This is a genomic window from Pseudomonas sp. 1L-B-1-E-C1, from assembly GCF_057291835.1.
In genome coordinates, this window is the sequence record NZ_JBXAWN010000011.1 from 112,097 (window position 1) to 133,970 (window position 21,874).

The window sequence follows — 21,874 nt, forward strand, 5'->3', positions numbered from 1 at the left end:
CGTCATCGATCGCTTCGGGCAAGCATAGCGCGCACCTAGAATCAGTCGACAAATTGTTGCCAAGTATCTTTTACAGCAGGTCTTTTATCAACAACTCAGCCAGTTGCACGGCATTGAGGGCCGCGCCTTTGCGTACGTTATCTGACGTCAGCCAAAGATTTAGTTCCGCCGGGTCGTCGACGCCGCTGCGCACGCGCCCGACATAGACCATGTCCTGCCCCACTGCATCGCCGACAGCGGTCGGATAATCGCCGGCATCAACCAGCTCGATGCCCGGCGCAGCTTCGAGCGCTGCGTTGACCTTTTCCAGGTCAACAGCACTTGCTGACTGCAAGGTCACGCTAAAGCTATCGCCAAAAAACACCGGGGCTTGAACGCAAGTGGCAGAAATCTTCAATAAAGGTTTCGCCAGGACTTGGCGCAGCTCACGCACCAGACGTTTTTCCAGCAGCGTGTGACCCTGCGCATCCGGCGTGCCGACCTGGGCCAGCAAGTTGAACGCCATCTGCCGATCGAAGAACGTCGGCTCCAGCGGGCGCATGTTCAGCAGCTCGGCGGTCTGCCGCGCGAGCTCGGTTACCGCCTCGCGACCTTGCGCAGAAACGGCCAGATTGGCGGTGACATTGACGTATTGCAGATCAATCAGATCGAGCAGCGGCGCGAGCACAACAGCAAGCGTAGTGGCCGACGGGCTCGGGCTGCTGACCTGGAATGGGCTTTTCAGACTGGCGAGGACTTCGGCATTGGCCTCCGGCACCACCTGCGGCGCCTGATCGGCCGGCAAGGCGCCGGACAGGTCGATCAACGAGCAGCCGGCAGCATGGGCGCGTGCCGCATAGCTCAGCGACACAGCGGCGCCGGCGGCGAAGAACACCAGTTTGACCTTGCTGAAATCGAACTCGTCGACCTCGCGCACGCGTACGTTTTTGTTGCGGAACAGCACCGAGCTACCGGCTGATTCACTGCTGGCCAGCAGGTGCAGGTTGCCGACCGGGAAGTCGCGTTCTTCGAGAATCTGTACGAGGGTTTCGCCGACAGTACCGGTGGCGCCGATAACGGCGATATCGAAAGTCTGGGTCATGGAGCTACCTCTGGCAAAACGGGGGAGCGGCACTTTACCGGGTGGGTGGCGCACAGGCAATTTCTGCAGGTTTTGCGGTGTCAGCACCGGCCCCTTCGCGAGCAAGCTCGCTCCCACATTTGAAATGCATTCCCCTGTGGGAGCGAGCTTGCTCGCGAAAAAGGCAGTACAGACACCCGAGAAATCCTTGGCATAAAAAAACCCGCACCTCTTTCAAGGCGCGGGCTCTTTCATCGCGTCAAGCGATCAACGCTCCAGCAGGATCCGCAGCATGCGCCGCAGCGGTTCGGCCGCGCCCCACAGCAGCTGGTCGCCGACGGTGAAGGCACCGACGAATTGCGAACCCATGTTCAACTTGCGCAGACGGCCGACCGGGACATTCAGGGTGCCGGTGACCTTGGTCGGGCTCAGCTCCTGCATGCTGATCTCGCGGTTGTTCGGCACCAGTTTGACCCAAGGGTTGTGCTGGCTGATCAGCCCTTCGATATCGGCGATCGGTACGTCTTTGTTCAGTTTGATGGTCAGCGCCTGGCTGTGGCAACGCATGGCGCCAATGCGCACGCAGATGCCGTCGACTGGGATCGGGCTCTTGAAGCGGCCGAGAATCTTGTTGGTCTCGGCCTGGGCCTTCCACTCTTCGCGGCTCTGGCCGTTCGGCAGTTCCTTGTCGATCCACGGGATCAGGCTGCCGGCCAGCGGTACGCCGAAGTTTTCCGTCGGGTACGCTTCGCTACGCATGGCCTCGGCAACACGACGGTCGATGTCGAGGATCGCGCTGGCCGGGTCGGCCAGTTGATCAGCGACAGCGGCGTGGGTCGCGCCCATTTGCTTGATCAGTTCACGCATGTTCTGCGCGCCGGCACCGGAGGCCGCCTGATAGGTCATGGCGCTCATCCACTCGACCAGACCGGCTTCGAACAGACCGCCCAGGCCCATCAGCATCAGGCTGACGGTGCAGTTGCCGCCGATGTAGTTCTTGGTGCCCGCGTCCAGCTGCTGGTCGATGACCTTGCGGTTGACCGGGTCGAGAATGATCACCGCGTCATCGTTCATGCGCAGGCTCGACGCCGCATCGATCCAGTAGCCCTGCCAGCCGGCTTCGCGCAGCTTCGGGAATACTTCGCTGGTGTAGTCGCCGCCCTGGCAGGTCAGGATCACGTCGAGGGTCTTCAGCTCGTCAATGCTGTAAGCGTCCTTGAGCGGAGCAATGTCCTTGCCCACGGACGGGCCTTGACCACCGACATTGGACGTGGTGAAAAACACCGGCTCGATAAGATCGAAATCCTGCTCTTCCAGCATCCGCTGCATGAGCACGGAACCGACCATCCCGCGCCAACCGATCAGACCTACACGTTTCATCGCAACTACACCTTCTTGAAAAGTGGGCCGCTGCTTTGTATTGAATTTCGCAGCGGGCCCGAGAGATTACAGATTCCGCAGCGCGGCGACTACTGCGTCGCCCATTTCCTGCGTACCGACTTTGGTACAACCGGCCGAGTGGATGTCGCCGGTGCGCAAGCCCTGATCGAGTACGACGCTGACGGCTTTTTCGATGGCATCGGCAGCATCGTGCAGATTGAAGCTGTAACGCAGCATCATCGACACCGACAGGATCGTCGCCAGCGGGTTGGCAATGCCTTGACCGGCAATGTCCGGCGCCGAACCGTGGCAAGGCTCGTACATGCCCTTGTTGTTGGCGTCCAGCGAGGCCGACGGCAGCATGCCGATCGAGCCGGTGAGCATCGACGCTTCGTCGGAGAGGATGTCGCCGAACAGGTTGTCGGTGACGATCACGTCGAACTGCTTCGGCGCACGCACCAGTTGCATGGCGGCGTTGTCGACGTACATGTGGCTCAGTTCGACTTCCGGGTAATCCTTTGCAACCTGCTCTACCACTTCACGCCACAACTGGCTGGACGCCAGGACGTTGGCCTTGTCCACCGAGCAGAGCTTCTTGCCGCGGACCATGGCCATATCGAAACCGACACGGGCGATGCGGCGGATTTCGCTTTCGCTGTACGGCAGGGTGTCGTAGGACTGACGCTCGCCGTTGTCCAGCGTACGGGTGCCACGCGGCGCGCCAAAGTAAATGCCGCCGGTCAGCTCACGGACGATGAGGATGTCCAGGCCGGCAACGATTTCCGGTTTCAGGCTCGACGCGTCGGCCAGTTGTGGATAGAGGATCGCCGGGCGCAGGTTACCGAACAGGCCCAGTTGCGCACGGATCTTCAACAGACCGCGCTCGGGGCGGATGTCACGCTCGATGGTGTCCCATTTCGGACCACCGACCGCGCCCAGCAGCACAGCATCGGCAGCACGGGCGCGTTCCAGGGTTTCGTCGGCCAGCGGCACGCCGTGCTTGTCGATGGCCGCGCCACCGATCACGTCGTGGCTCAGCTCGAAGCCCAGGCTGTACTTGTCGTTGGCCAGTTCCAGCACCTTGACCGCTTCGGCCATGATTTCCGGACCAATGCCGTCACCCGGGAGAATCAGAATCTGCTTGCTCATGCTTTCCTCGTGTCTTCAAGCGGTGCGCCACTGAACGGCGCGCCCGGAAAAATTCTTATCGCTCAGCCATCAGTACGATCACATCGGTACTGAACGAGCCGTCGGCATCAATTTCAAAATACTCACGCACCTCGTTGCCCATCGACTGCTGCAACTGGCGGATCGCCCCGCGCATCACCTCGGGCGTGCGCATGCGCTCGACCCAACTGCGGTACTCCAGACGCAAGCGCTGGCGCGTGGTGCTGCGCACATGCAGACCGGCTTCGCTGACCTGGCGCAGCCACTCGGCGGCGGAGTAGTCGCGGACGTGACTGGTATCGCGCAGTACTTCAACGCTTTGCAGGTAAGTGTCGAACAACGGACTGCCCGGTGACAACACATCGACGAACGCTGCCACCCCGCCCGGCTTGAGCACCCGGCGAACTTCGCGCAAGGCCAGGCCCAGGTCGCTCCAGTGATGCGCCGAATAACGACTGAACACAAAATCAAACTCGCCATCGGCGAACGGCAGGCGCTCGGCAGCGCCATTGACCGTGACGATATTGCTCAAGCCGCGATCGACGGCAGCGCCCGCAACCACATCGAGCATTTGCTGCGACAGGTCGTAGGCCACCACTTCCCTGACCAGCGGCGCCACATGAAAACTGACATGCCCGGCGCCACAGCCCAGATCCAGCACCCGTGCCGCGCCCTGCCCGGCCAGCTCAGCCTGCAGCACTGCGAATTCACTGCCTTGGGCGTGAACGGCGCTGCTCAGGTAAGCGGCGGCCTGTTCGCCGAATTGCTTTTGTACGACCTGAGTGTGTTGGGCGGTGCTGGTCATGGTCACATCCTGGTATCTATGTTGTTTGCGCTGCCGTCTTCGCGAGCAGGCTCGCTCCCACAGGGGAATGCATTCCAAGGTGGGAGCGAGCCTGCTCGCGAAGAGGCCCGCCCTGACTACATCAATCTCGAATCAGGCGTCGCGAAACAACCACGGCTGGCTAACCCGATGTTTCGCCTCGAACGTCGCAATCGCATCACCGTCCTGCAAGGTCAGGCCGATATCGTCCAGACCATTGAGCAGGCAGTGCTTGCGAAACGCGTCGATCTCGAAGCTGTAGACCTTGCCATCCGGGCGGGTCACGGTCTGCGCTTGCAGGTCGATCTGCAATTGATAACCCGGCTCGGCTTCAACCTGCTTAAACAGTTCATCAACTTCTGCATCGCTGAGGATGATCGGCAACAGGCCGTTCTTGAAACTGTTGTTGAAGAAAATGTCGGCGTAGCTCGGCGCGATGATGCTGCGAAAACCATACTCTTCCAGCGCCCACGGCGCGTGTTCACGACTTGAACCGCAGCCGAAGTTCTCGCGGGCGAGCAGCACGCTGGCACCCTGATAACGCTCGGCGTTGAGCACGAAATCCTTGTTCAACGGGCGCTTGGAGTTGTCCTGATACGGCTGGCCAACATCCAGATAACGCCACTCGTCGAACAGGTTCGGACCGAAACCGGTGCGCTTGATCGACTTCAAGAACTGCTTGGGAATGATCTGATCGGTGTCGACGTTGGCACGATCCAGAGGCGCGACAAGACCAGTGTGCTGGGTGAATGCCTTCATCTTTACTGTGCTCCTTGGATCAATTCACGAACGTCGATGAAACGGCCGTTCACCGCTGCTGCTGCCGCCATGGCAGGGCTGACGAGGTGGGTACGGCCACCGGCGCCCTGACGGCCTTCGAAGTTGCGGTTGGAAGTCGAGGCGCAGTGCTCGCCGGACTCCAAACGGTCCGGGTTCATCGCCAGGCACATCGAGCAACCCGGCTCACGCCACTCGAAACCGGCTTCGAGGAAAATCTTGTCGAGGCCTTCGGCCTCCGCCTGCGCCTTGACCAGACCCGAGCCCGGCACGACGATCGCCTGCTTGATGGTCGATGCAACCTTGCGGCCCTTGGCGATCACCGCAGCGGCGCGCAAGTCTTCGATGCGCGAATTGGTGCAGGAACCGATGAACACGCGATCGAGCTGAATGTCGGTGATCGCCTGATTGGCGGTCAAACCCATGTATTTCAGGGCACGGACAATCGAATCGCGCTTGACCAGATCCATTTCCTTCGCCGGGTCCGGTACGTTCTGATCAACAGCCAAAACCATTTCCGGGGAAGTGCCCCAGCTGACTTGCGGCTTGATTTGCGCGGCATCCAGCTCGACCACTGTGTCGAATTTGGCATCGGCGTCGGAGACCAGATCTTTCCAGGCTTCGACGGCCATGTCCCACTGCTCGCCCTTCGGCGCGAATGGACGACCCTTGACGTAGTCGATGGTCTTTTGATCCGCCGCCACCAGGCCTACGCGGGCGCCGGCTTCGATGGACATGTTACAGATGGTCATGCGGCCTTCGACGGACAGATCACGGATCGCGCTGCCGGCAAATTCGATGGCATGGCCGTTACCGCCGGCGGTGCCGATCTTGCCGATCACGGCGAGGACGATGTCCTTGGCGGTCACGCCGAACGGCAATTGGCCTTCGACGCGCACCAGCATGTTCTTCATTTTTTTGGCGACCAGGCACTGCGTGGCGAGCACGTGCTCGACCTCGGATGTGCCGATGCCGTGGGCCAATGCACCGAATGCGCCGTGGGTGGAGGTGTGCGAGTCGCCGCAGACTACCGTCATACCCGGCAAGGTCGCGCCCTGCTCCGGGCTGATGACGTGGACGATGCCTTGGCGAACGTCGTTCATCTTGAACTCGACAATGCCGTATTCATCGCAGTTGTCGTCGAGGGTCTGTACCTGCAAACGCGAAACCTGGTCGGCAATGGCCTCGATGCCGCCCTTGCGCTCCGGGGTGGTCGGTACGTTGTGGTCCGGGGTGGCGATGTTGGCATCGATGCGCCAAGGCTTGCGCCCGGCCAGACGCAGGCCTTCGAAGGCTTGCGGCGAAGTCACTTCGTGGATGATGTGACGATCGATGTAGATCAGCGCAGAGCCATCGTCGCGCTGCTTGACCAAATGCGAATCCCAGAGTTTGTCGTAGAGCGTTTTGCCGGCCATCAGACGGTTCCTCATCAGCTTGTTTCTATGCCCTGGGCTTATCAATAACCCTTTGGCTTGTGAGGCCGATCCTATGGGGTTAGATTAAATAACTCAAATTCATATTTTTTATGCTTTGGATAACCAACTGGAATGCGACATGGATCTGGCTAACCTCAATGCTTTTATTGCCATCGCCGAGACCGGCAGCTTCTCCGGCGCCGGCGAACGCCTTCATCTGACCCAACCGGCGATCAGCAAGCGCATCGCCGGGCTTGAGCAGCAATTAAAGGTGCGCCTGTTCGATCGCTTGGGACGTGAAGTCGGCTTGACCGAGGCTGGGCGCGCCCTGCTGCCACGGGCTTATCAGATTCTCAATGTGCTCGACGACACCCGCCGCGCCCTGACCAACCTGACCGGGGAAGTCAGCGGCCGTCTGACTCTGGCCACCAGTCACCACATCGGCCTGCACCGCTTGCCTCCTCTATTAAGGGAGTTCACTCGCCGCTACCCACAGGTCGCGCTGGATATTCAGTTCCTCGATTCGGAAGTGGCCTACGAGGAAATTCTCCACGGGCGTGCAGAACTGGCAGTCATCACCCTCGCGCCGGAGCCGCACACCCTGGTCAAAGCCACGCCGGTGTGGGACGACCCGCTGGATTTTGTCGTGGCCCCGGAGCACTCGCTGATCAACAACGGCGCCGTCAGTCTGGCGGACATCGCCGGCCATCCGGCAGTTTTCCCCGGCGGTAACACCTTTACCCATCACATCGTCCAGCGTTTGTTCGAAGCCCAGGGCCTGACGCCGAACATCGCCATGAGCACCAACTACCTGGAAACCATCAAGATGATGGTCTCCATCGGCCTGGCCTGGAGCGTGCTGCCGCGCACCATGCTCGATGAGCAAGTGGCAAGCATCGCATTGCCGGGCATACAGCTCACTCGCCAGCTAGGCTATATCTTGCACACCGAACGGACGCTATCGAACGCAGCAAGAGCCTTCATGGCCCTGCTGGATGCACAAATCGATCGGCCAGGGACTCCGGCCTGACTTGTGCTAATCCTATAGAGCCGCCCCCTGTGCCTAACGCCACTCAGCTCAAGGCCCGCTGACAATGCCGAAATCTGTTGACCGAATTCCGCCGATGCCGCGAATCCAGGCTGTTGATCCGCGCCATTCCGAGCAGAGCTGGGAAAGCGCGCCGCAATTGCTCGCCGCGCTCAACGGCGCGCGGCTCGGTGCCTGGTATTGGGACATCGAGCGCGGGCAGATCAGCTGGTCGCGGGGCACTCAGGCGTTGTTCGGGTTTGATCCACGACAGCCGCTGCCCGCCGACCTTGAGTACCTCGACCTGTTGCCGCCGGAAGACCGCGCGAAAACCGTGCGCGCCTTCCACGCGGTGATCGCCGGCGCGCCGCTGGAACAGGCGATGCATCACCGCATCCGCTGGCCCGACGGCAGCCTGCACTGGCTGGAAATCAGTGGCAGCCTATTGCCCGACAAGAACGGCCGGCCCCGAATGATCGGGGTGATTCGCGAAATCACCCACCAACGCCAACGCGAGCAGGCCCTGAGCAGCTCCGAGAAACGTTTCGCTACACTTTTCCACCTGTGCCCTAACATGGTTCTGCTGACCCGTCAGGAGGACGGTCTGATCAGCGAAGCCAATCAGTATTTCGAAAGCCTGTTCGGCTGGCCGGTGCAAAGCGCGATCGGCCGCACCACCTTGGAACTGGGCTTGTGGGTGCATCCGGAGCAACGCGCCGAACTGGTGAAAAAAACCAAGGCCAAAGGCGAGCTGATCAGCATGGAAGTGCAGTTCCGCGCCAGCAACGGCCAGGTCCACGACGGCATCCTCAGCGCGCAGAAAGTCGAGCTCGAGGGCCAGCCCTATCTGCTCAGCACATTTCTCGACACCACCGAACGCAAAGCCGCCGAACTGGCCTTGAAGGACAGCCAGGAACGCCTCGACCTGGCGCTGGATTCGGCACAACTGGGCACCTGGGACTGGCACATCCCCAGCGGCATGCTCTACGGCTCGGCGCGCGCTGCGCAATTGCACGGGCTGGAGCCCATTCCGTTTCACGAGTCTTTCGAGGAGTTTTTCGAAGGCGTCCCAGGCGAAGAACGCGACAGCATGCGCGACGCCTACCGCAGCCTGCGCGAAGGCCCCGCCGGCAATTATCAACTGACCTATCGCGTGCAATTGCCCGACGGCAGCTCGCGTTATCTGGAAAGCCGCGCGCGCCTGTATCGCGACGACAACGGCGCGCCGCTGCGCATGGCCGGCACGTTGCTGGACATCACCGACCAGGTCGAGCGCGAACAGCGTCTGGTGGCCTCGGAAGAGAAATTCGCCACGCTGTTTCAGGTGAGCCCCGATCCGATCTGCGTGACGCGCCAGGAAACCGGGGAGTTCATCGAGATCAATTCAAGCTTCAGCCAGACTTTTGGCTGGAGCGCCGCCGATGTGATTGGCCACACCGCCGAAGAAATCGGCCTGTGGGACGCCTCGGCAAAGAGCCTGCAACGCATCGAACGGGTGATTCGCGAACAAGGCCTGAGCAACGTGGCGATTCTGGTTCAGCACAAGGACGGCCAGTCGCTGACCTGCGTGATTTCCAGCCGGCAGATCAGCGTCGGCGATCAGCCGTGCATCGTCACCACCTTGCGCGACATCACCCAGCAACAGCGCTCGGAAGCGGCGCTGAAGGCCAGTGAAGAAAAGTTCGCCAAGGCATTTCACTCCAGCCCCGACGCCATCACCATCACCGAGCGCGACACCGGACGTTATCTGGAAGTCAACGACGGTTTCTGTCGCCTCACCGGCTACCGCGCCGACGAAGTGGTGGGCAAAACCGTTTATCAAGTGGGGATCTGGGCCGAAGAAAAACAGCGCTCGACGCTACTCGCCGAACTGCAGATCAAGGGCCGCGTGCATCATCAGGAAATGCTCGGGCGCAACAAGCGCGGCGAATTGCTCACCGTGGAAGTCTCGGTCGAGCCGATCACCCTTAACGAAACCGCCTGCCTGCTACTCACCGCGCGCGACGTCAGCCTGTTGAAGAACGCCGAAGCGCAGATCCGTCATTTGGCCTATCACGACCCGCTGACCAACCTGCCCAATCGCGCCTTGCTGATGGATCGCCTGAGTCAGCAGATCGCTCTGCTCAAGCGCCACAATCTGCGCGGCGCCTTGCTGTTTCTCGATCTCGATCACTTCAAGCACATCAACGATTCCCTCGGTCATCCGGTCGGCGACACCGTGCTGAAAATCATCACCGCACGGCTGGAAGCCAGCGTGCGCATGGAAGACACCGTGGCGCGCCTCGGTGGCGATGAGTTCGTGGTATTGCTCAGCGGACTCGAAGGGTCGCGCAGTGAAGTCAGCGAGCAAGTGCGCGCGCTGGCCGACACCATTCGTGAGCTGCTCTCGGAGCCGATGTTCCTCGATGGCCAGCGCCTGCAAGTGACACCGAGCATCGGCGTGGCATTGATTCCTGATCACGGCTCGACCCCGACCGACCTGCTCAAACGCGCTGACATCGCCCTGTACCGCGCCAAGGATTCCGGGCGCAACACCACGCAGATGTATCACAACACCATGCAGAAAGCGGCCAGCGAACGCCTGCGCATGGAGACCGACCTGCGGCTGGCGCTGTCACGCGGCGAGTTCAACGTGCACTTCCAGCCGCAAGTCGATGCCCGCGACAACCGCATCATCGGCGCCGAAGCCCTGGTGCGCTGGAACCATCCCGAACTCGGCGCGCAATCGCCCACCGAGTTCATCAAGGTGCTGGAAGACAGCGGCCTGATCCTTGAAGTCGGCACCTGGATCCTCGATGAAGCCTGCAATGCCTTCAAACAATTGATCGCACTGAAACTCGTCGACCCGCTCAACTTCAGCCTGTGCGTGAACATCAGTCCGCGGCAGTTCCGCCAGAACGATTTCGTCGAACGCATCGAACACAGCATGACCAGCCACGGCCTGCCCTGTTCGCTGCTGAAACTGGAAATCACCGAAGGCATCGTCATCCAGAATCTGGACGACACCATCAGCAAAATGCGCCGCTTGAAAAAGCTCGGCGTGAGCTTCGCCATGGATGATTTCGGCACCGGTTATTCGTCGCTGACTTATTTGAAGCGTCTGCCGGTAGACACCCTGAAGATCGACCAGTCGTTCATCCGCGATGCGACCACCGACTCCAATGTCGCGGAGATCATTCGCGCAATTGTCGCGATGGCCCGCAGCCTTGAGCTGGAAGTCATTGCCGAAGGCGTGGAGACATCGGCCCAACTGGCGTTTTTGCAAGGGCTGGACTGCCATTTGTATCAGGGCTATCTGCACAGCCGGCCGGTGGGGTTGGAAGATCTGAAAATTCTGCTCGAATAGCGGACGCAAAAAAGGGCGCCATCACTGGCGCCCTTTTTCGTTGCCCGGCGTTATTGCAGGACAGGCTGTTGCGCCCCATTGATCGGGATGCGCTTGGCTTTCGCTTCTTCCGGGATCACACGGAGCAGGTCGATGCTCAGCAGGCCGTTGCGCAGGGCAGCGTCCTTGATCTCGATGTGATCGGCCAGACGGAACGACAGCTTGAAGGCTCGCTGAGCGATGCCCTGGTGCAAGAACGTGACGCTCTCGTCGGTGTCGCGCTTGCCGCCACTGATGGTCAGTACACCCTTCTCGACTTGCAGGTCCAGGTCTTCTTCCTGGAAACCGGCGGCCGCGACGACGATACGGTATTGGTCATCACCGTGTTTTTCGACGTTGTAGGGTGGGTAGCTGCTGCCTGGCTCGTTGCGCAGTGCGGTTTCGAACAGGTCGTTGAAACGGTCGAAACCTACCGAGGAACGGAACAGTGGCGCGAGAGAAAATGCAGTACTCATGGTTCAAATCTCCTGAAAACAATCAGCAAGGTTTTGTGTCTCCGCGACCCGAATTCGGCATCGCGTACCCCTTAGATAGGGACCGCTGTTTTGATTTCAAGAGACTGTTTTCAGTTTTTTTACGCGGCCTCGACGAGCGGCAATCCGAGCAAACGCGAGACGTGATCAGGCTCGGTTTCGCGGCGCAGAACGGTGAAAAGCTCGGCGGCTTCCGGGTAGTTGCGCGTCAGCATGGCCAGCCATTGCTTGAGGCGACCGGGCGATTGGCGCGCGGTCATCTGCGCTTTGGCCTGCAGCCAGAAGTCCTGAATCAGCGGCATCAGCTCGGCCCAGGTCATCTCAACGACTTCTTCGCTGGCGCGAGCGGCAGCGATCTGCCGGGCCAGATCCGGGCGAGAAACCAGACCGCGACCGAGCATGATGTCTTCGACGCCACTGATTTCGCGGCAACGGCGCCAGTCTTCGACGCTCCAGATATCACCGTTGGCGAACACCGGCACCTTGACCACGTCTTGTACGCGCGGGATCCACTCCCAATGTGCCGGCGGTTTGTAGCCGTCCATTTTCGTCCGCGCATGTACGACGATGTGCTCCGCCCCGCCTTCGGCCAGCGCCGTGGCGCAGACCAGCGAACCGTCAGGACTGTCGAAACCCAGGCGCATCTTGGCGGTAACCGGGATATGCGCTGGCACGGCGCGACGCACGTGCTCGACGATCTGATTGAGCAGCTCCGGCTCTTTCAGCAGAACGGCGCCGCCACGGGATTTGTTGACGGTCTTGGCCGGGCAGCCGAAGTTGAGGTCGATCACTTCAGAACCGAGTTCGCAGGCCAGCGCGGCGTTTTCCGCCAGGCACACCGGATCGGAACCGAGCAACTGCACGCGCAGCGGCACGCCGGACGCGGTGCGGGCGCCGTTGAGCAGCTCGGGGCCGAACTTGTGAAAGTACGCCGGGGTGAGCAACTGGTCGTTGACCCGAATGAATTCGGTCACGCACCAATCGATGCCGCCAACGCGGGTCAGCACGTCGCGCAGGATGTCGTCGACCAACCCCTCCATGGGCGCCAGAGCAATTTGCATGGGGAAACACTACTTGAGGAAAAACGTGCGGCAGTTTACTGGATATCGCAGAAAACCGCAGATCCCTCGTAGGAGCTGCCGAAGGCTGCGATCTTTTGATCTTGATCTTGATTTGCAAAAAGCAAAATCAAAAGATCGCAGCCTTCGGCAGCTCCTACCGGACCGGGTCAGGCTGGAGTCAGGATCGCCGGGCCATAGCCTTCGATGAACTCGGCCGGCATGCGCTTGGGCTTGCCGGTCGACAGCTCGATGCAGACAAATGTGGTCTGCGCGCGCAACAGGGTGGCGTTGTCGCTGGGGCGTTTGAGCTGGAAATGCCGGGTCATTTTCAGGCGTTGATCCCAGTCGACGATCCAGGTCGCCAGCTGTAGTTCATCGCCTTCATAAGCCGCGGCCAGGTAATCGATTTCGTGGCGGACGACAGCCATCGCCCGATCCAGACGCCGGTACTCGACCAGGTCCAGGCCGAGGCGCTGCGAGTGGCGCCAGGCGCAGCGTTCAAGCCAGGTCACGTACACGGCGTTATTGGCGTGCCCGAGCCCGTCAATGTCCTCGGCGCCTACTTGCAGATCAATGGTAAACGGCGTTGCCCGATCCCAGCCCATGCCCCACTCCCGGTCAAAGTTTTCAACCGGGGCAGTGTAACGGAGCTCAGGCCGATTGGCGCGCCTGAAGGCTACGGCCGGCGAGCAGTGATAACACGCCATCAATCACTCGAGGGTCGGCCAGCACCCGTTGATGGCCACCACTCTCCAGGCGCAGCAGGCGGCTGTCGAACCACGCTTCGTGAATCAGTTGCGATTCCTTGACCGAGACGAAGTTGTCGTCCTCGGCGTGGACGATCAGGCCGGGCATATCCAGTTGATAGTGGGCAACGTCAAGCGTCGCGGCGCGCATGCCGACGTCCTGCTCGACCTGACGAATGAACGCCGAGCGCGCACGCGGCGGCATGCCGACCATGCGCGCGAATCCGCGCAGTACGCCGAGAATACGCGACGGTGCGGCGATGCTGACCAGGGTTTCGGTACGCAACCCCAATTGCACGGCGAGCATCGCGCTGGCGCCGCCCATGGAGTGGCCGATAACCGCTTGCAGCGGTGGCAATTCGGCAGCCGCTTCAAGCATGGCGCGGGCGAATAGCACCACATTGGCTTCTCGCCCAGGGGAGCGACCGTGGGCCGGGCCGTCGAGTGCCACGACTGTATAACCGGCATCGACCAGAGCGTGTATCAACGAAGCGAATTGGGTGGGCCGCCCTTCCCAACCGTGCATCAGCAACACCGTAGGGCCTTGGCCCCAGCGCAGCGCCGACAGGCCGAAGCGCAAGGTGATGCGCTCGGAACTCGCCAGCAGCGGCAGCTCCCAGTCTCGTAGCGGCAGTGCGCGGGGCGTCATGAACGCCAGGCGCATTTTGCTCGCCACCAGTTTCGGTGCAAACCAGCCCAAGGTACCGTTAACGCCACGAACCCACTTCAACGCGTTCATCGCACTCTCCTCAGGCTTGTTGCCTTCAGGTCAACGCACCGCCGACTTGGCAGCGCGCAGCAATCGATCGGATAACTCTCCCGGACCCAGCGCCCTGGCGAGGGCCAGACCACCTACCATCAGCGCGACATCAGCCAGAGCCTTGTCGGTGTCTTCAGGGCTGGCCGCCAGTTGCGCCACCATCAGTTCCAGATGCTCGTTCAGCGCAATGCGGAACGACTCCGGCAAACGCCCAAGCTCACCAATCGAGGCTGGGATCGGGCACGCCGCTTCGCTGGAGTCACGATGCTTGCGCGACAGGTAGAACGCAGCCACCAAGGCGCGACGTTCTTCGCCGGTCAGATCGGCATCCATGTCGGCGATCAGATCGCGACGCCGGCCCAGCAGCTGCTTGAACGCTTCGAGCATCATCGCGTCCTTGCTTTCGAAGTGCGCGTAGAAGCCGCCAACCGTCAGGCCGGCTGCGCCCATCACTTCGCCCACGCTCGGGTCGGCCGGGCCACGCTGGATCAGTGCGGCGCTGGCAGCCTTGAGGATGCGCTCGCGGGTTTGAGCTTTTTTATCGTTCATCGTTGCCTCCGAATATTACGACTAGAATATTATTCGCATAATAATATTCCGCAAGTCATGAATATGACCGCTGGTCTGAAGCACAGTGTAAGGAAAAAGGAGAGTTGGCCAAACGCCGGACAAACAAAAGGGCCATTCAATAATTGAATGACCCTTATAAAATCCCGCAGAGCGGGTAATCGTGGCGTCCCCTAGGGGACTCGAACCCCTGTTACCGCCGTGAAAGGGCGGTGTCCTAGGCCACTAGACGAAGGGGACACAAACCCTTCTATACAACTGATCAGTGCTGAGAGCTGATCGATTCAAGGCCGGTGTGGCCAGACCTTGAACTGTAAAATTGGTGGAGCTAAGCGGGATCGAACCGCTGACCTCCTGCATGCCATGCAGGCGCTCTCCCAGCTGAGCTATAGCCCCGGATTTTTCGCCTCGCGGCGGAGTGATCTCTTGCAACATCACTTCTGTAAAACTGGCGTCCCCTAGGGGACTCGAACCCCTGTTACCGCCGTGAAAGGGCGGTGTCCTAGGCCACTAGACGAAGGGGACGCAAACCCTTCTATACAACTGATCAACGCTGAGTGTTGATCGCTTCAAGGCCGGTGTGGCCAGACCTTGAAGTGTAAATTGGTGGAGCTAGACGGGATCGAACCGTCGACCTCTTGCATGCCATGCAAGCGCTCTCCCAGCTGAGCTATAGCCCCTCATCGCTGAGGACGGGGCGAATCTTAAGGGCGTATCGAAAGCCTGTCAAACTTATTTTTGAAAAATTTCAAAATTTTTTGCCGGGATAACAATCACTTACCGCCCTCCCCCGTAAATTCGGGAGAAACGCCGAAGGCAGGATCAAAAGATCGCAGCCTTCGGCAGCTCCTACAGAGAAGCAAAAGCAATCAAGCGATGGCGCCCAGCAGCTTTTCCCACTCTTTGTTTTCTTTCTTCGACACGCCGCCCAGCAGGTCAATCGCCTGGCGCAAGCGGAAACGGGTCAGGTCCGGGCCCAGGATTTCCATCGCATCAAGCACCGATACCGAACTGGCCTGCCCGGTGATCGCAGCAAACATCAGCGGCATCGCGTCGCGCAGTTTCAACTCAAGGGATTCCACCACCGCCTGAATCGTCGCGGTGATGCTGTCCTTTTCCCACTGACGCAGGCTTTCCAGCTTCCACAGGATCAGCTGCATCAACTGGCGGACCTGATCGCCAGAGAGCTTTTTCGACTCAAACAGCTTGGCATCCGGGTTAACGCCGCCGGCAAAGAAGAATCCCGCCAGCGGTGCGACCTGGCTGAAGGTTTCGACGCGACCCTGCACGTGCGGCGCGATCTTCATCATGTATTCGGAATTGAACGCCCATTTCTGCACGCGTGCGGCAAATTCTTCAACTGGCAGATCACGCAGCCACTGGCCGTTGAGCCAGGACAATTTCTCGATATCGAAGATCGGCCCGCCGAGGGAAACGCGTTTGAGGTCGAAATTGTCGACCATTTCCTGCAGGGAGAACTTCTCGCGCTCGTCCGGCATCGACCAGCCCATTCGGCCGAGATAGTTGAGCATGGCTTCCGGCATGAAGCCCATGCGCTCGTAGAACGTTACCGAGGTCGGGTTCTTGCGCTTGGACAGCTTGCTCTTGTCCGGGTTACGCAGCAGCGGCATGTAGCACAGCTCCGGTTGTTCCCAGCCGAAGTATTCGTACAGCAAAATCAGTTTCGGTGCCGATGGCAGCCATTCTTCGCCACGCAGGACGTGGGTGATGCCCATCAGATGGTCATCGACCACGTTGGCGAGGAAGTACGTCGGCAGGCCGTCGGTCTTCATCAGCACTTGCATGTCCATGCGATCCCACGGGATCTCGACGTCGCCACGGAGCATGTCCGGCACCACGCAGACGCCTTCGCTCGGCACTTTCATGCGGATCACATGCGGTTCGCCAGCGGCCAGGCGCGCCGCGACTTCTTCTTTCGACAGCAGCAGTGCGCGGCCGTCGTAGCGCGGGGTTTCGCCGCGAGCCATTTGCTCGGCGCGCATCTGATCGAGTTCTTCAGCGGTGCAGAAGCACGGGAACGCATGGCCCATGTCGACCAGTTGCTGGCAGTACTTCTGATAAATATCGCCGCGCTCGCTCTGTCGGTATGGGCCGTGCGGACCGCCGACATCCGGGCCTTCGCTCCAGTCGATACCGAGCCAGCGCAGGGCGTCGAAGATCTGCTGTTCGGACTCGCGGGTCGAGCGCAACTGATCGGTGTCTTCGATGCGCAGGATGAATTCACCGCCGTGCTGCTTGGCAAAGCAGTAGTTGAACAATGCGATGTAAGCGGTACCTACGTGGGGGTCCCCGGTAGGCGATGGCGCGATGCGAGTGCGGACGGTGGTCATGGCATGTCTCGAAAAAATGAAGAGCAGAACAATCAAGCGGCGAATGGTAACAGGCGACACCGGCCCCGCTCCAGCGGGCAGGGTATTTAAGCCGGAAACGGGATCTCGCTTATGCCGAGTCGCCCCCATTCGCGAGCAAGCTCGCCCCCACATTGGATTTGCGTACCCTGTGGGAGCGAGCTTGCTCGCGAAGCGGCTGGTCAGGCGACGATGATCAAACGGTCAGCAATCGTTCACGCAGTTTGGCAATCTCGTCGCGCATCTGCGCCGCCGCTTCGAACTCCAGATCCCGGGCCAGCTGATACATCTTCTCTTCCAGCGCGCGGATGCGCTTGGTGATTTCGCTGGGCGAGCGCAGTTCGGCTTCGTACTTGGCGTTCTCTTCGGCGGCCTTGGCCATGCCTTTGCGCTTCTTGCTGCGCGAGCCCGGTACCGTGGCGCCTTCCATGATGTCGGCGACGTCCTTGAACACGCCTTTCGGAGTAATGCCGTTTTCCAGGTTGAAGGCGATCTGCTTCTCGCGACGGCGCTCGGTCTCGCCAATCGCCCGCTCCATCGACCCGGTCATGCGATCAGCGTAGAGAATCGCCCGGCCATTGAGGTTACGCGCCGCGCGGCCGATGGTCTGGATCAGCGAGCGCTCGGAACGCAGGAAGCCTTCCTTGTCGGCATCAAGAATCGCCACCAGCGACACTTCCGGCATGTCGAGGCCTTCACGCAGCAGGTTGATCCCGACCAGTACATCGAACACGCCGAGGCGCAGATCGCGGATGATCTCGACGCGCTCAACGGTATCGATGTCCGAGTGCAGGTAACGCACGCGCACGCCATGGTCGGCGAGGTAATCGGTGAGGTCTTCGGCCATGCGCTTGGTCAGCGTGGTGACCAGCACGCGCTCTTCGATCGCCACACGCTTGGTGATTTCCGAGAGTAAGTCGTCGACTTGGGTCAGTGCCGGCCGCACTTCAACCTGCGGGTCGACCAGACCGGTCGGCCGTACCACCTGCTCGACCACGCGCCCGGCGTGCTCGGCTTCGTAGTTGCCGGGGGTTGCGGAAACGAAAATGGTTTGCGGGCTGACCCCTTCCCATTCGTCGAAACGCATTGGCCGGTTGTCCAGCGCCGATGGCAGGCGGAAACCGTACTCGACCAGAGTTTCCTTGCGCGAACGGTCGCCCTTATACATCGCGCCAACCTGCGGCACGCTGACGTGAGATTCGTCGATTACCAACAGCGCGTCGGCGGGCAAGTAGTCGTAAAGCGTGGGTGGCGCCGCGCCGGATGGCCGCCCGGACAGGTAGCGCGAGTAGTTCTCGATGCCGTTGCAGTAACCCAGTTCGAGGATCATCTCGAGGTCGAAACGGGTGCGCTGCTCCAGACGCTGGGCCTCTACCAGCTTGTTGTTGCTGCGCAGGTATTCGAGACGCTCCTGCAGTTCGACCTTGATGCCTTCGATGGCGTCGAGCAGGGTTTCACGAGGTGTCACGTAGTGACTCTTCGGATAAAAGGTGAAGCGCGGCATCTTGCGGATGACTTCGCCGGTCAGCGGATCGAACGCGGAAATGCTCTCGACCTCATCATCGAACAGCTCGATGCGGATCGCTTCCAGATCGGATTCCGCCGGGAAGATATCGATCACGTCGCCACGCACGCGGAACGTTGCCCGGGCGAAATCCATATCGTTGCGGGTGTATTGCAGATCCGCCAGGCGCCGCAGCAGCGCACGCTGATCGAGCTTGTCGCCGCGATCAACGTGCAAGACCATTTTCAGATAGGTTTCCGGGCTGCCGAGACCATAGATGCACGACACCGTGGTGACGATGATCGCGTCCTTGCGCTCCAGCAGCGCTTTGGTCGCGGACAACCGCATCTGCTCGATGTGGTCGTTGATCGATGCATCCTTCTCGATGAAGGTGTCGGACGACGGCACATACGCTTCGGGCTGATAGTAGTCGTAGTAGGAAACGAAATACTCCACCGCGTTGTTCGGGAAGAACGCCTTGAACTCCCCATATAACTGCGCGGCCAGGGTCTTGTTCGGCGCCAGCACCAGCGTCGGACGCTGTACCTGGGAGATGACGTTGGCGATGCTGAAGGTCTTGCCCGAGCCGGTCACACCGAGCAGTGTCTGGTGCGCCAGCCCGGCATCAATGCCCTCAACCAACTGGCGAATGGCTTCCGGCTGATCGCCGGCAGGCTCGAAGCGGGTGACTAGCTGGAATTCCGACATACACACCTCTGGAATCGTGGCGTTCCGCGTCAGACGGAGCACCACGAGGACGACCGCAAACGACCGATGTCGCGCAAGAAAAAACCTGGATTGTGCTTAATGTGGTGGCGATTGCCTGACCTTTCAAGGCAAACGTCCTACATCCGGTAAAGACTCTGACAAACTCAATCGACTAACGGTCAAGAAATAATCGGAAAAACTTACCGCAAAAGCCGATTCGCCTGTCGCCATCGCGCGGTGATGGCCTCTATACTAGCTCCCCGTTTGTGCACCGCTCTAGTGCATTCGGCTGGAGCGCGACACGTCCCTCCACTCTCCATTCAGAGCCGCCGTAATAATGAGCCTGTTCTCCGCTGTCGAAATGGCACCCCGCGATCCAATCCTGGGCCTCAACGAAGCATTCAACGCCGATACCCGGACCACCAAGGTCAACCTGGGCGTGGGCGTGTACTGCAACGAAGAGGGGCGAATTCCACTGCTGCGCGCGGTGATCGAAGCCGAGACGATTCGCGTCGCCCAACACGCTTCGCGCGGCTACCTGCCGATCGATGGCATCGCTGCCTACGACCAGGCCGTGCAGAAACTGCTGTTCGGCAACGACTCGCCGTTGATCAGCGCCGGTCGCGTCATCACCACTCAGGCTGTCGGCGGGACTGGCGCACTGAAAATCGGTGCCGACTTCCTCAAGCAACTGCTGCCGAACGCTGTCGTGGCGATCAGCGATCCAAGCTGGGAAAACCACCGCGCGCTGTTCGAGACCGCTGGTTTCCCGGTGCAGAACTACCGTTACTACGACGCTGCCACCCATGACGTGAACCGTGCCGGCATGCTTGACGACCTCAACGCCCTGCCGAACGGCTCGATCGTTGTCCTGCACGCCTGCTGCCACAACCCGACTGGCGTCGACCTGACCCCGGCGGACTGGAACAAGGTACTGGAAGTGGTCAAAGCCAAAGGTCACGTGCCATTCCTCGATATGGCTTACCAGGGTTTCGGCGACGGGATCGATGAAGACGCCGCCGCTGTGCGCCTGTTCGCCGAATCCGGTCTGACCTTCTTCGTCTCGAGCTCGTTCTCCAAGTCGTTCTCGCTGTACGGCGAGCGCGTCGGCGCGCTGTCGATCATCAGCGAATCGAAAGAAGAAAGCGCGCGCGTGCTGTCGCAGGTCAAGCGCGTGATCCGCACCAACTATTCCAACCCGCCGACCCACGGCGCCAGCATCGTTGCTGCCGTGCTGAACAGCCCGGAACTGCGCGCGCAGTGGGAAGCCGAACTGGCCGAGATGCGTCTGCGCATTCGCGGCATGCGCGAGCAGATGGTTGCCCTGCTGGCGGAAAAAGCCCCGGGCCGCGATTTCAGCTTCGTCGGTCGTCAGCGCGGCATGTTCTCCTACTCCGGCCTGACCACTGAACAAGTGCATCGCCTGCGCAACGAGTTCGGCATCTACGCCCTGGACACCGGCCGCATCTGCGTGGCTGCCCTGAACCAGAGCAACATCAAGGCTGTGACAGACGCGATCGTTCAGGTCATCTGATTTTCGCGGCGTGATCAAAAAACGGGAAGCCTTGAACGGCTTCCCGTTTTTATTTGTCTCTGGATGATGTCCGCACCCTCTAGACTGCACACAAATCAGAACCGTAGGAGCTCGTAGGAGCTGACGAGTGAAACGAGGCTGCGATCTTTTGATCTTGTTTTTAAGATCAAGATCAAGATCAAAAGATCGCAGCGTTCCGCAGCTCCTACCGGTTTTGTGTACACCCGAGATTTTTGAAGAGAACCCACATGAAAAACGACAACCTGCGCGCCGACCGTGACGATCTGGATGATTTCATCCCGCGCGCTCCGGCCAAGCGTGAAAAGAGCCTGGTGCTGCAAGTCGCCACCGGGGTATTCCTCGGCGGCCTGGCCCTGTGGCTGGTGCAACTGGCGGCGACGGCGGCCTATGCCAAGCTGATGCTCGGCACGATCACCTTCGGCAGTTAAGCCAGTTCGGCCGAGCGCTGAGCGGCGGCGTCGTCGTAAATCACATACAGCGATTCGGCGATCTGGCTCTTGATGGCCTTGCTGCTTTCGAGGCCGAGGACGAAACCTTCGGCCTTGCCGCCCGCGCGATTCAATTCTTCGGCGGTACTGGCCCCGGTGATTGCATCGAAGAGTTTTTCGGCGTGCGGGCCGATGCCTTTGGGCAGGCTGATCTGTGCGGTACTCATGCGAGCACCTCGGTGTAGCGAGTGATTTGAATCATTGGCGCGTACCTTTGCGGCGAATGGCCGGCAGCGCGTGTGACCACTTCCGGGCTGCCATGGTAGACCCCTGAGGCCATTCTGGTAACCGCCAATCGCTGACAAAATGCCGTCCGTCCCGACGAATCGCAAAAGTTGCCAGGCGGCGCTTGACTTCTCTTTTTGAATCAGTAACATACGCACCAATTCCGCAATAGCTCAGTTGGTAGAGCAAGTGACTGTTAATCACTGGGTCCCTGGTTCGAGTCCAGGTTGTGGAGCCAAATAGCAAAGCCCCTGAATCGCAAGGTTCAGGGGCTTTTTTGTGGGCGCCTGAAAAGATCAAAAGATCGCAGCCTTCGGCGGCTCCAACAGGGAAACGCTGATCCCGATGCAGGAGCTGCCGAAGGCTGCGATGTTTTAATCTGCA

Annotated in this window: 18 protein-coding genes and 5 tRNA genes; 5 read left to right on the top strand and 18 right to left on the bottom strand. The window is 60.3% G+C overall.

Going from position 1 to position 21,874, the window contains the following annotated elements:
* Positions 1-70 precede the first annotated feature (70 nt).
* The 6 genes from AC0Z4S_RS19875 to leuC form a co-directional block, all read right to left on the bottom strand.
* Complete coding sequence (locus tag AC0Z4S_RS19875) at positions 71-1,081, bottom strand: aspartate-semialdehyde dehydrogenase (protein ID WP_485624320.1); 1,011 nt, start codon at positions 1,079-1,081, stop codon at positions 71-73.
* A gap of 246 nt (positions 1,082-1,327) precedes the next feature.
* Positions 1,328-2,440, bottom strand: coding sequence for an aspartate-semialdehyde dehydrogenase (gene asd, locus AC0Z4S_RS19880; RefSeq protein WP_071171651.1), 1,113 nt, complete (start codon positions 2,438-2,440; stop codon positions 1,328-1,330).
* 66 nt (positions 2,441-2,506) lie between these two features.
* Entirely contained in the window at positions 2,507-3,589 is a 1,083-nt protein-coding gene (gene leuB / locus AC0Z4S_RS19885; RefSeq protein WP_485624321.1) for a 3-isopropylmalate dehydrogenase, read from the bottom strand.
* 55 nt (positions 3,590-3,644) lie between these two features.
* The gene (locus tag AC0Z4S_RS19890; protein WP_485624322.1) at positions 3,645-4,412 is read right to left on the bottom strand and encodes a class I SAM-dependent methyltransferase; all 768 of its coding nucleotides are present in this window, start codon (positions 4,410-4,412) and stop codon (positions 3,645-3,647) included.
* A gap of 132 nt (positions 4,413-4,544) precedes the next feature.
* Positions 4,545-5,189: a 3-isopropylmalate dehydratase small subunit gene (leuD, locus tag AC0Z4S_RS19895; RefSeq protein WP_024012386.1), complete on the bottom strand. Its 645-nt coding sequence runs from the start codon at positions 5,187-5,189 to the stop codon at positions 4,545-4,547.
* A gap of 2 nt (positions 5,190-5,191) precedes the next feature.
* Positions 5,192-6,622 (bottom strand): 3-isopropylmalate dehydratase large subunit, encoded by a 1,431-nt coding sequence (gene leuC / locus AC0Z4S_RS19900; RefSeq protein WP_041478531.1) that lies wholly within the window; start codon positions 6,620-6,622, stop codon positions 5,192-5,194.
* A 139-nt stretch (positions 6,623-6,761) separates the two neighbouring features.
* On the opposite strand from leuC, the gene AC0Z4S_RS19905 reads away from it, so the two are divergent.
* Both AC0Z4S_RS19905 and AC0Z4S_RS19910 read left to right on the top strand, forming a co-directional pair.
* Entirely contained in the window at positions 6,762-7,652 is an 891-nt protein-coding gene (locus AC0Z4S_RS19905) for a LysR family transcriptional regulator (protein ID WP_042609424.1), read from the top strand.
* Between the two features lie 64 nt (positions 7,653-7,716).
* Positions 7,717-10,995 (top strand): PAS domain S-box protein, encoded by a 3,279-nt coding sequence (locus AC0Z4S_RS19910; RefSeq protein WP_485624324.1) that lies wholly within the window; start codon positions 7,717-7,719, stop codon positions 10,993-10,995.
* Positions 10,996-11,045: 50 nt separating this feature from the next.
* Here the strand turns inward: AC0Z4S_RS19910 and AC0Z4S_RS19915 are convergent, their stop codons facing one another.
* The 11 genes from AC0Z4S_RS19915 to uvrB all read right to left on the bottom strand — a co-directional run bounded on the left by AC0Z4S_RS19915 (position 11,046) and on the right by uvrB (position 19,222).
* Positions 11,046-11,489: an Hsp20 family protein gene (locus AC0Z4S_RS19915; RefSeq protein WP_039762036.1), complete on the bottom strand. Its 444-nt coding sequence runs from the start codon at positions 11,487-11,489 to the stop codon at positions 11,046-11,048.
* A 119-nt stretch (positions 11,490-11,608) separates the two neighbouring features.
* On the bottom strand, positions 11,609-12,568 hold the full coding sequence (locus AC0Z4S_RS19920; protein WP_485624325.1) for a tRNA dihydrouridine synthase: 960 nt from the start codon (positions 12,566-12,568) through the stop codon (positions 11,609-11,611).
* A gap of 167 nt (positions 12,569-12,735) precedes the next feature.
* Positions 12,736-13,173 (bottom strand): acyl-CoA thioesterase, encoded by a 438-nt coding sequence (locus AC0Z4S_RS19925; protein WP_122610307.1) that lies wholly within the window; start codon positions 13,171-13,173, stop codon positions 12,736-12,738.
* A 46-nt stretch (positions 13,174-13,219) separates the two neighbouring features.
* Entirely contained in the window at positions 13,220-14,053 is an 834-nt protein-coding gene (locus AC0Z4S_RS19930) for an alpha/beta fold hydrolase (RefSeq protein WP_485624326.1), read from the bottom strand.
* 30 nt (positions 14,054-14,083) lie between these two features.
* Positions 14,084-14,623, bottom strand: a complete 540-nt coding sequence (locus AC0Z4S_RS19935; RefSeq protein WP_016773921.1) for a TetR/AcrR family transcriptional regulator — start codon at positions 14,621-14,623, stop codon at positions 14,084-14,086.
* 182 nt (positions 14,624-14,805) lie between these two features.
* Positions 14,806-14,881: transfer RNA gene (locus tag AC0Z4S_RS19940), tRNA-Glu, on the bottom strand.
* An 80-nt stretch (positions 14,882-14,961) separates the two neighbouring features.
* Positions 14,962-15,037, bottom strand: a tRNA-Ala gene (locus AC0Z4S_RS19945).
* A gap of 53 nt (positions 15,038-15,090) precedes the next feature.
* Positions 15,091-15,166: transfer RNA gene (locus AC0Z4S_RS19950), tRNA-Glu, on the bottom strand.
* A 79-nt stretch (positions 15,167-15,245) separates the two neighbouring features.
* Positions 15,246-15,321: transfer RNA gene (locus tag AC0Z4S_RS19955), tRNA-Ala, on the bottom strand.
* A 189-nt stretch (positions 15,322-15,510) separates the two neighbouring features.
* A complete protein-coding gene (gene gltX, locus AC0Z4S_RS19960) occupies positions 15,511-16,992 on the bottom strand; it encodes a glutamate--tRNA ligase (RefSeq protein ID WP_016773920.1) in 1,482 nt (493 codons plus the stop codon).
* A gap of 214 nt (positions 16,993-17,206) precedes the next feature.
* Positions 17,207-19,222, bottom strand: coding sequence for an excinuclease ABC subunit UvrB (uvrB, locus tag AC0Z4S_RS19965; RefSeq protein ID WP_042609418.1), 2,016 nt, complete (start codon positions 19,220-19,222; stop codon positions 17,207-17,209).
* A gap of 337 nt (positions 19,223-19,559) precedes the next feature.
* Here uvrB and AC0Z4S_RS19970 point away from each other — a divergent pair, with 337 nt between their 5' ends.
* Positions 19,560-20,756, top strand: a complete 1,197-nt coding sequence (locus AC0Z4S_RS19970) for an amino acid aminotransferase (RefSeq protein ID WP_016773918.1) — start codon at positions 19,560-19,562, stop codon at positions 20,754-20,756.
* Positions 20,757-21,004: 248 nt separating this feature from the next.
* Complete coding sequence (locus tag AC0Z4S_RS19975; RefSeq protein WP_016773917.1) at positions 21,005-21,205, top strand: hypothetical protein; 201 nt, start codon at positions 21,005-21,007, stop codon at positions 21,203-21,205.
* Here AC0Z4S_RS19975 and AC0Z4S_RS19980 read toward each other — a convergent pair.
* Positions 21,202-21,432, bottom strand: a complete 231-nt coding sequence (locus AC0Z4S_RS19980; RefSeq protein WP_042609416.1) for a hypothetical protein — start codon at positions 21,430-21,432, stop codon at positions 21,202-21,204. The two genes, AC0Z4S_RS19975 and AC0Z4S_RS19980, sit on opposite strands and share 4 nt — an antisense overlap.
* 220 nt (positions 21,433-21,652) lie before the next feature.
* On the opposite strand from AC0Z4S_RS19980, the gene AC0Z4S_RS19985 reads away from it, so the two are divergent.
* Positions 21,653-21,728 (top strand) — tRNA-Asn (locus tag AC0Z4S_RS19985).
* Positions 21,729-21,874 lie beyond the last annotated feature (146 nt).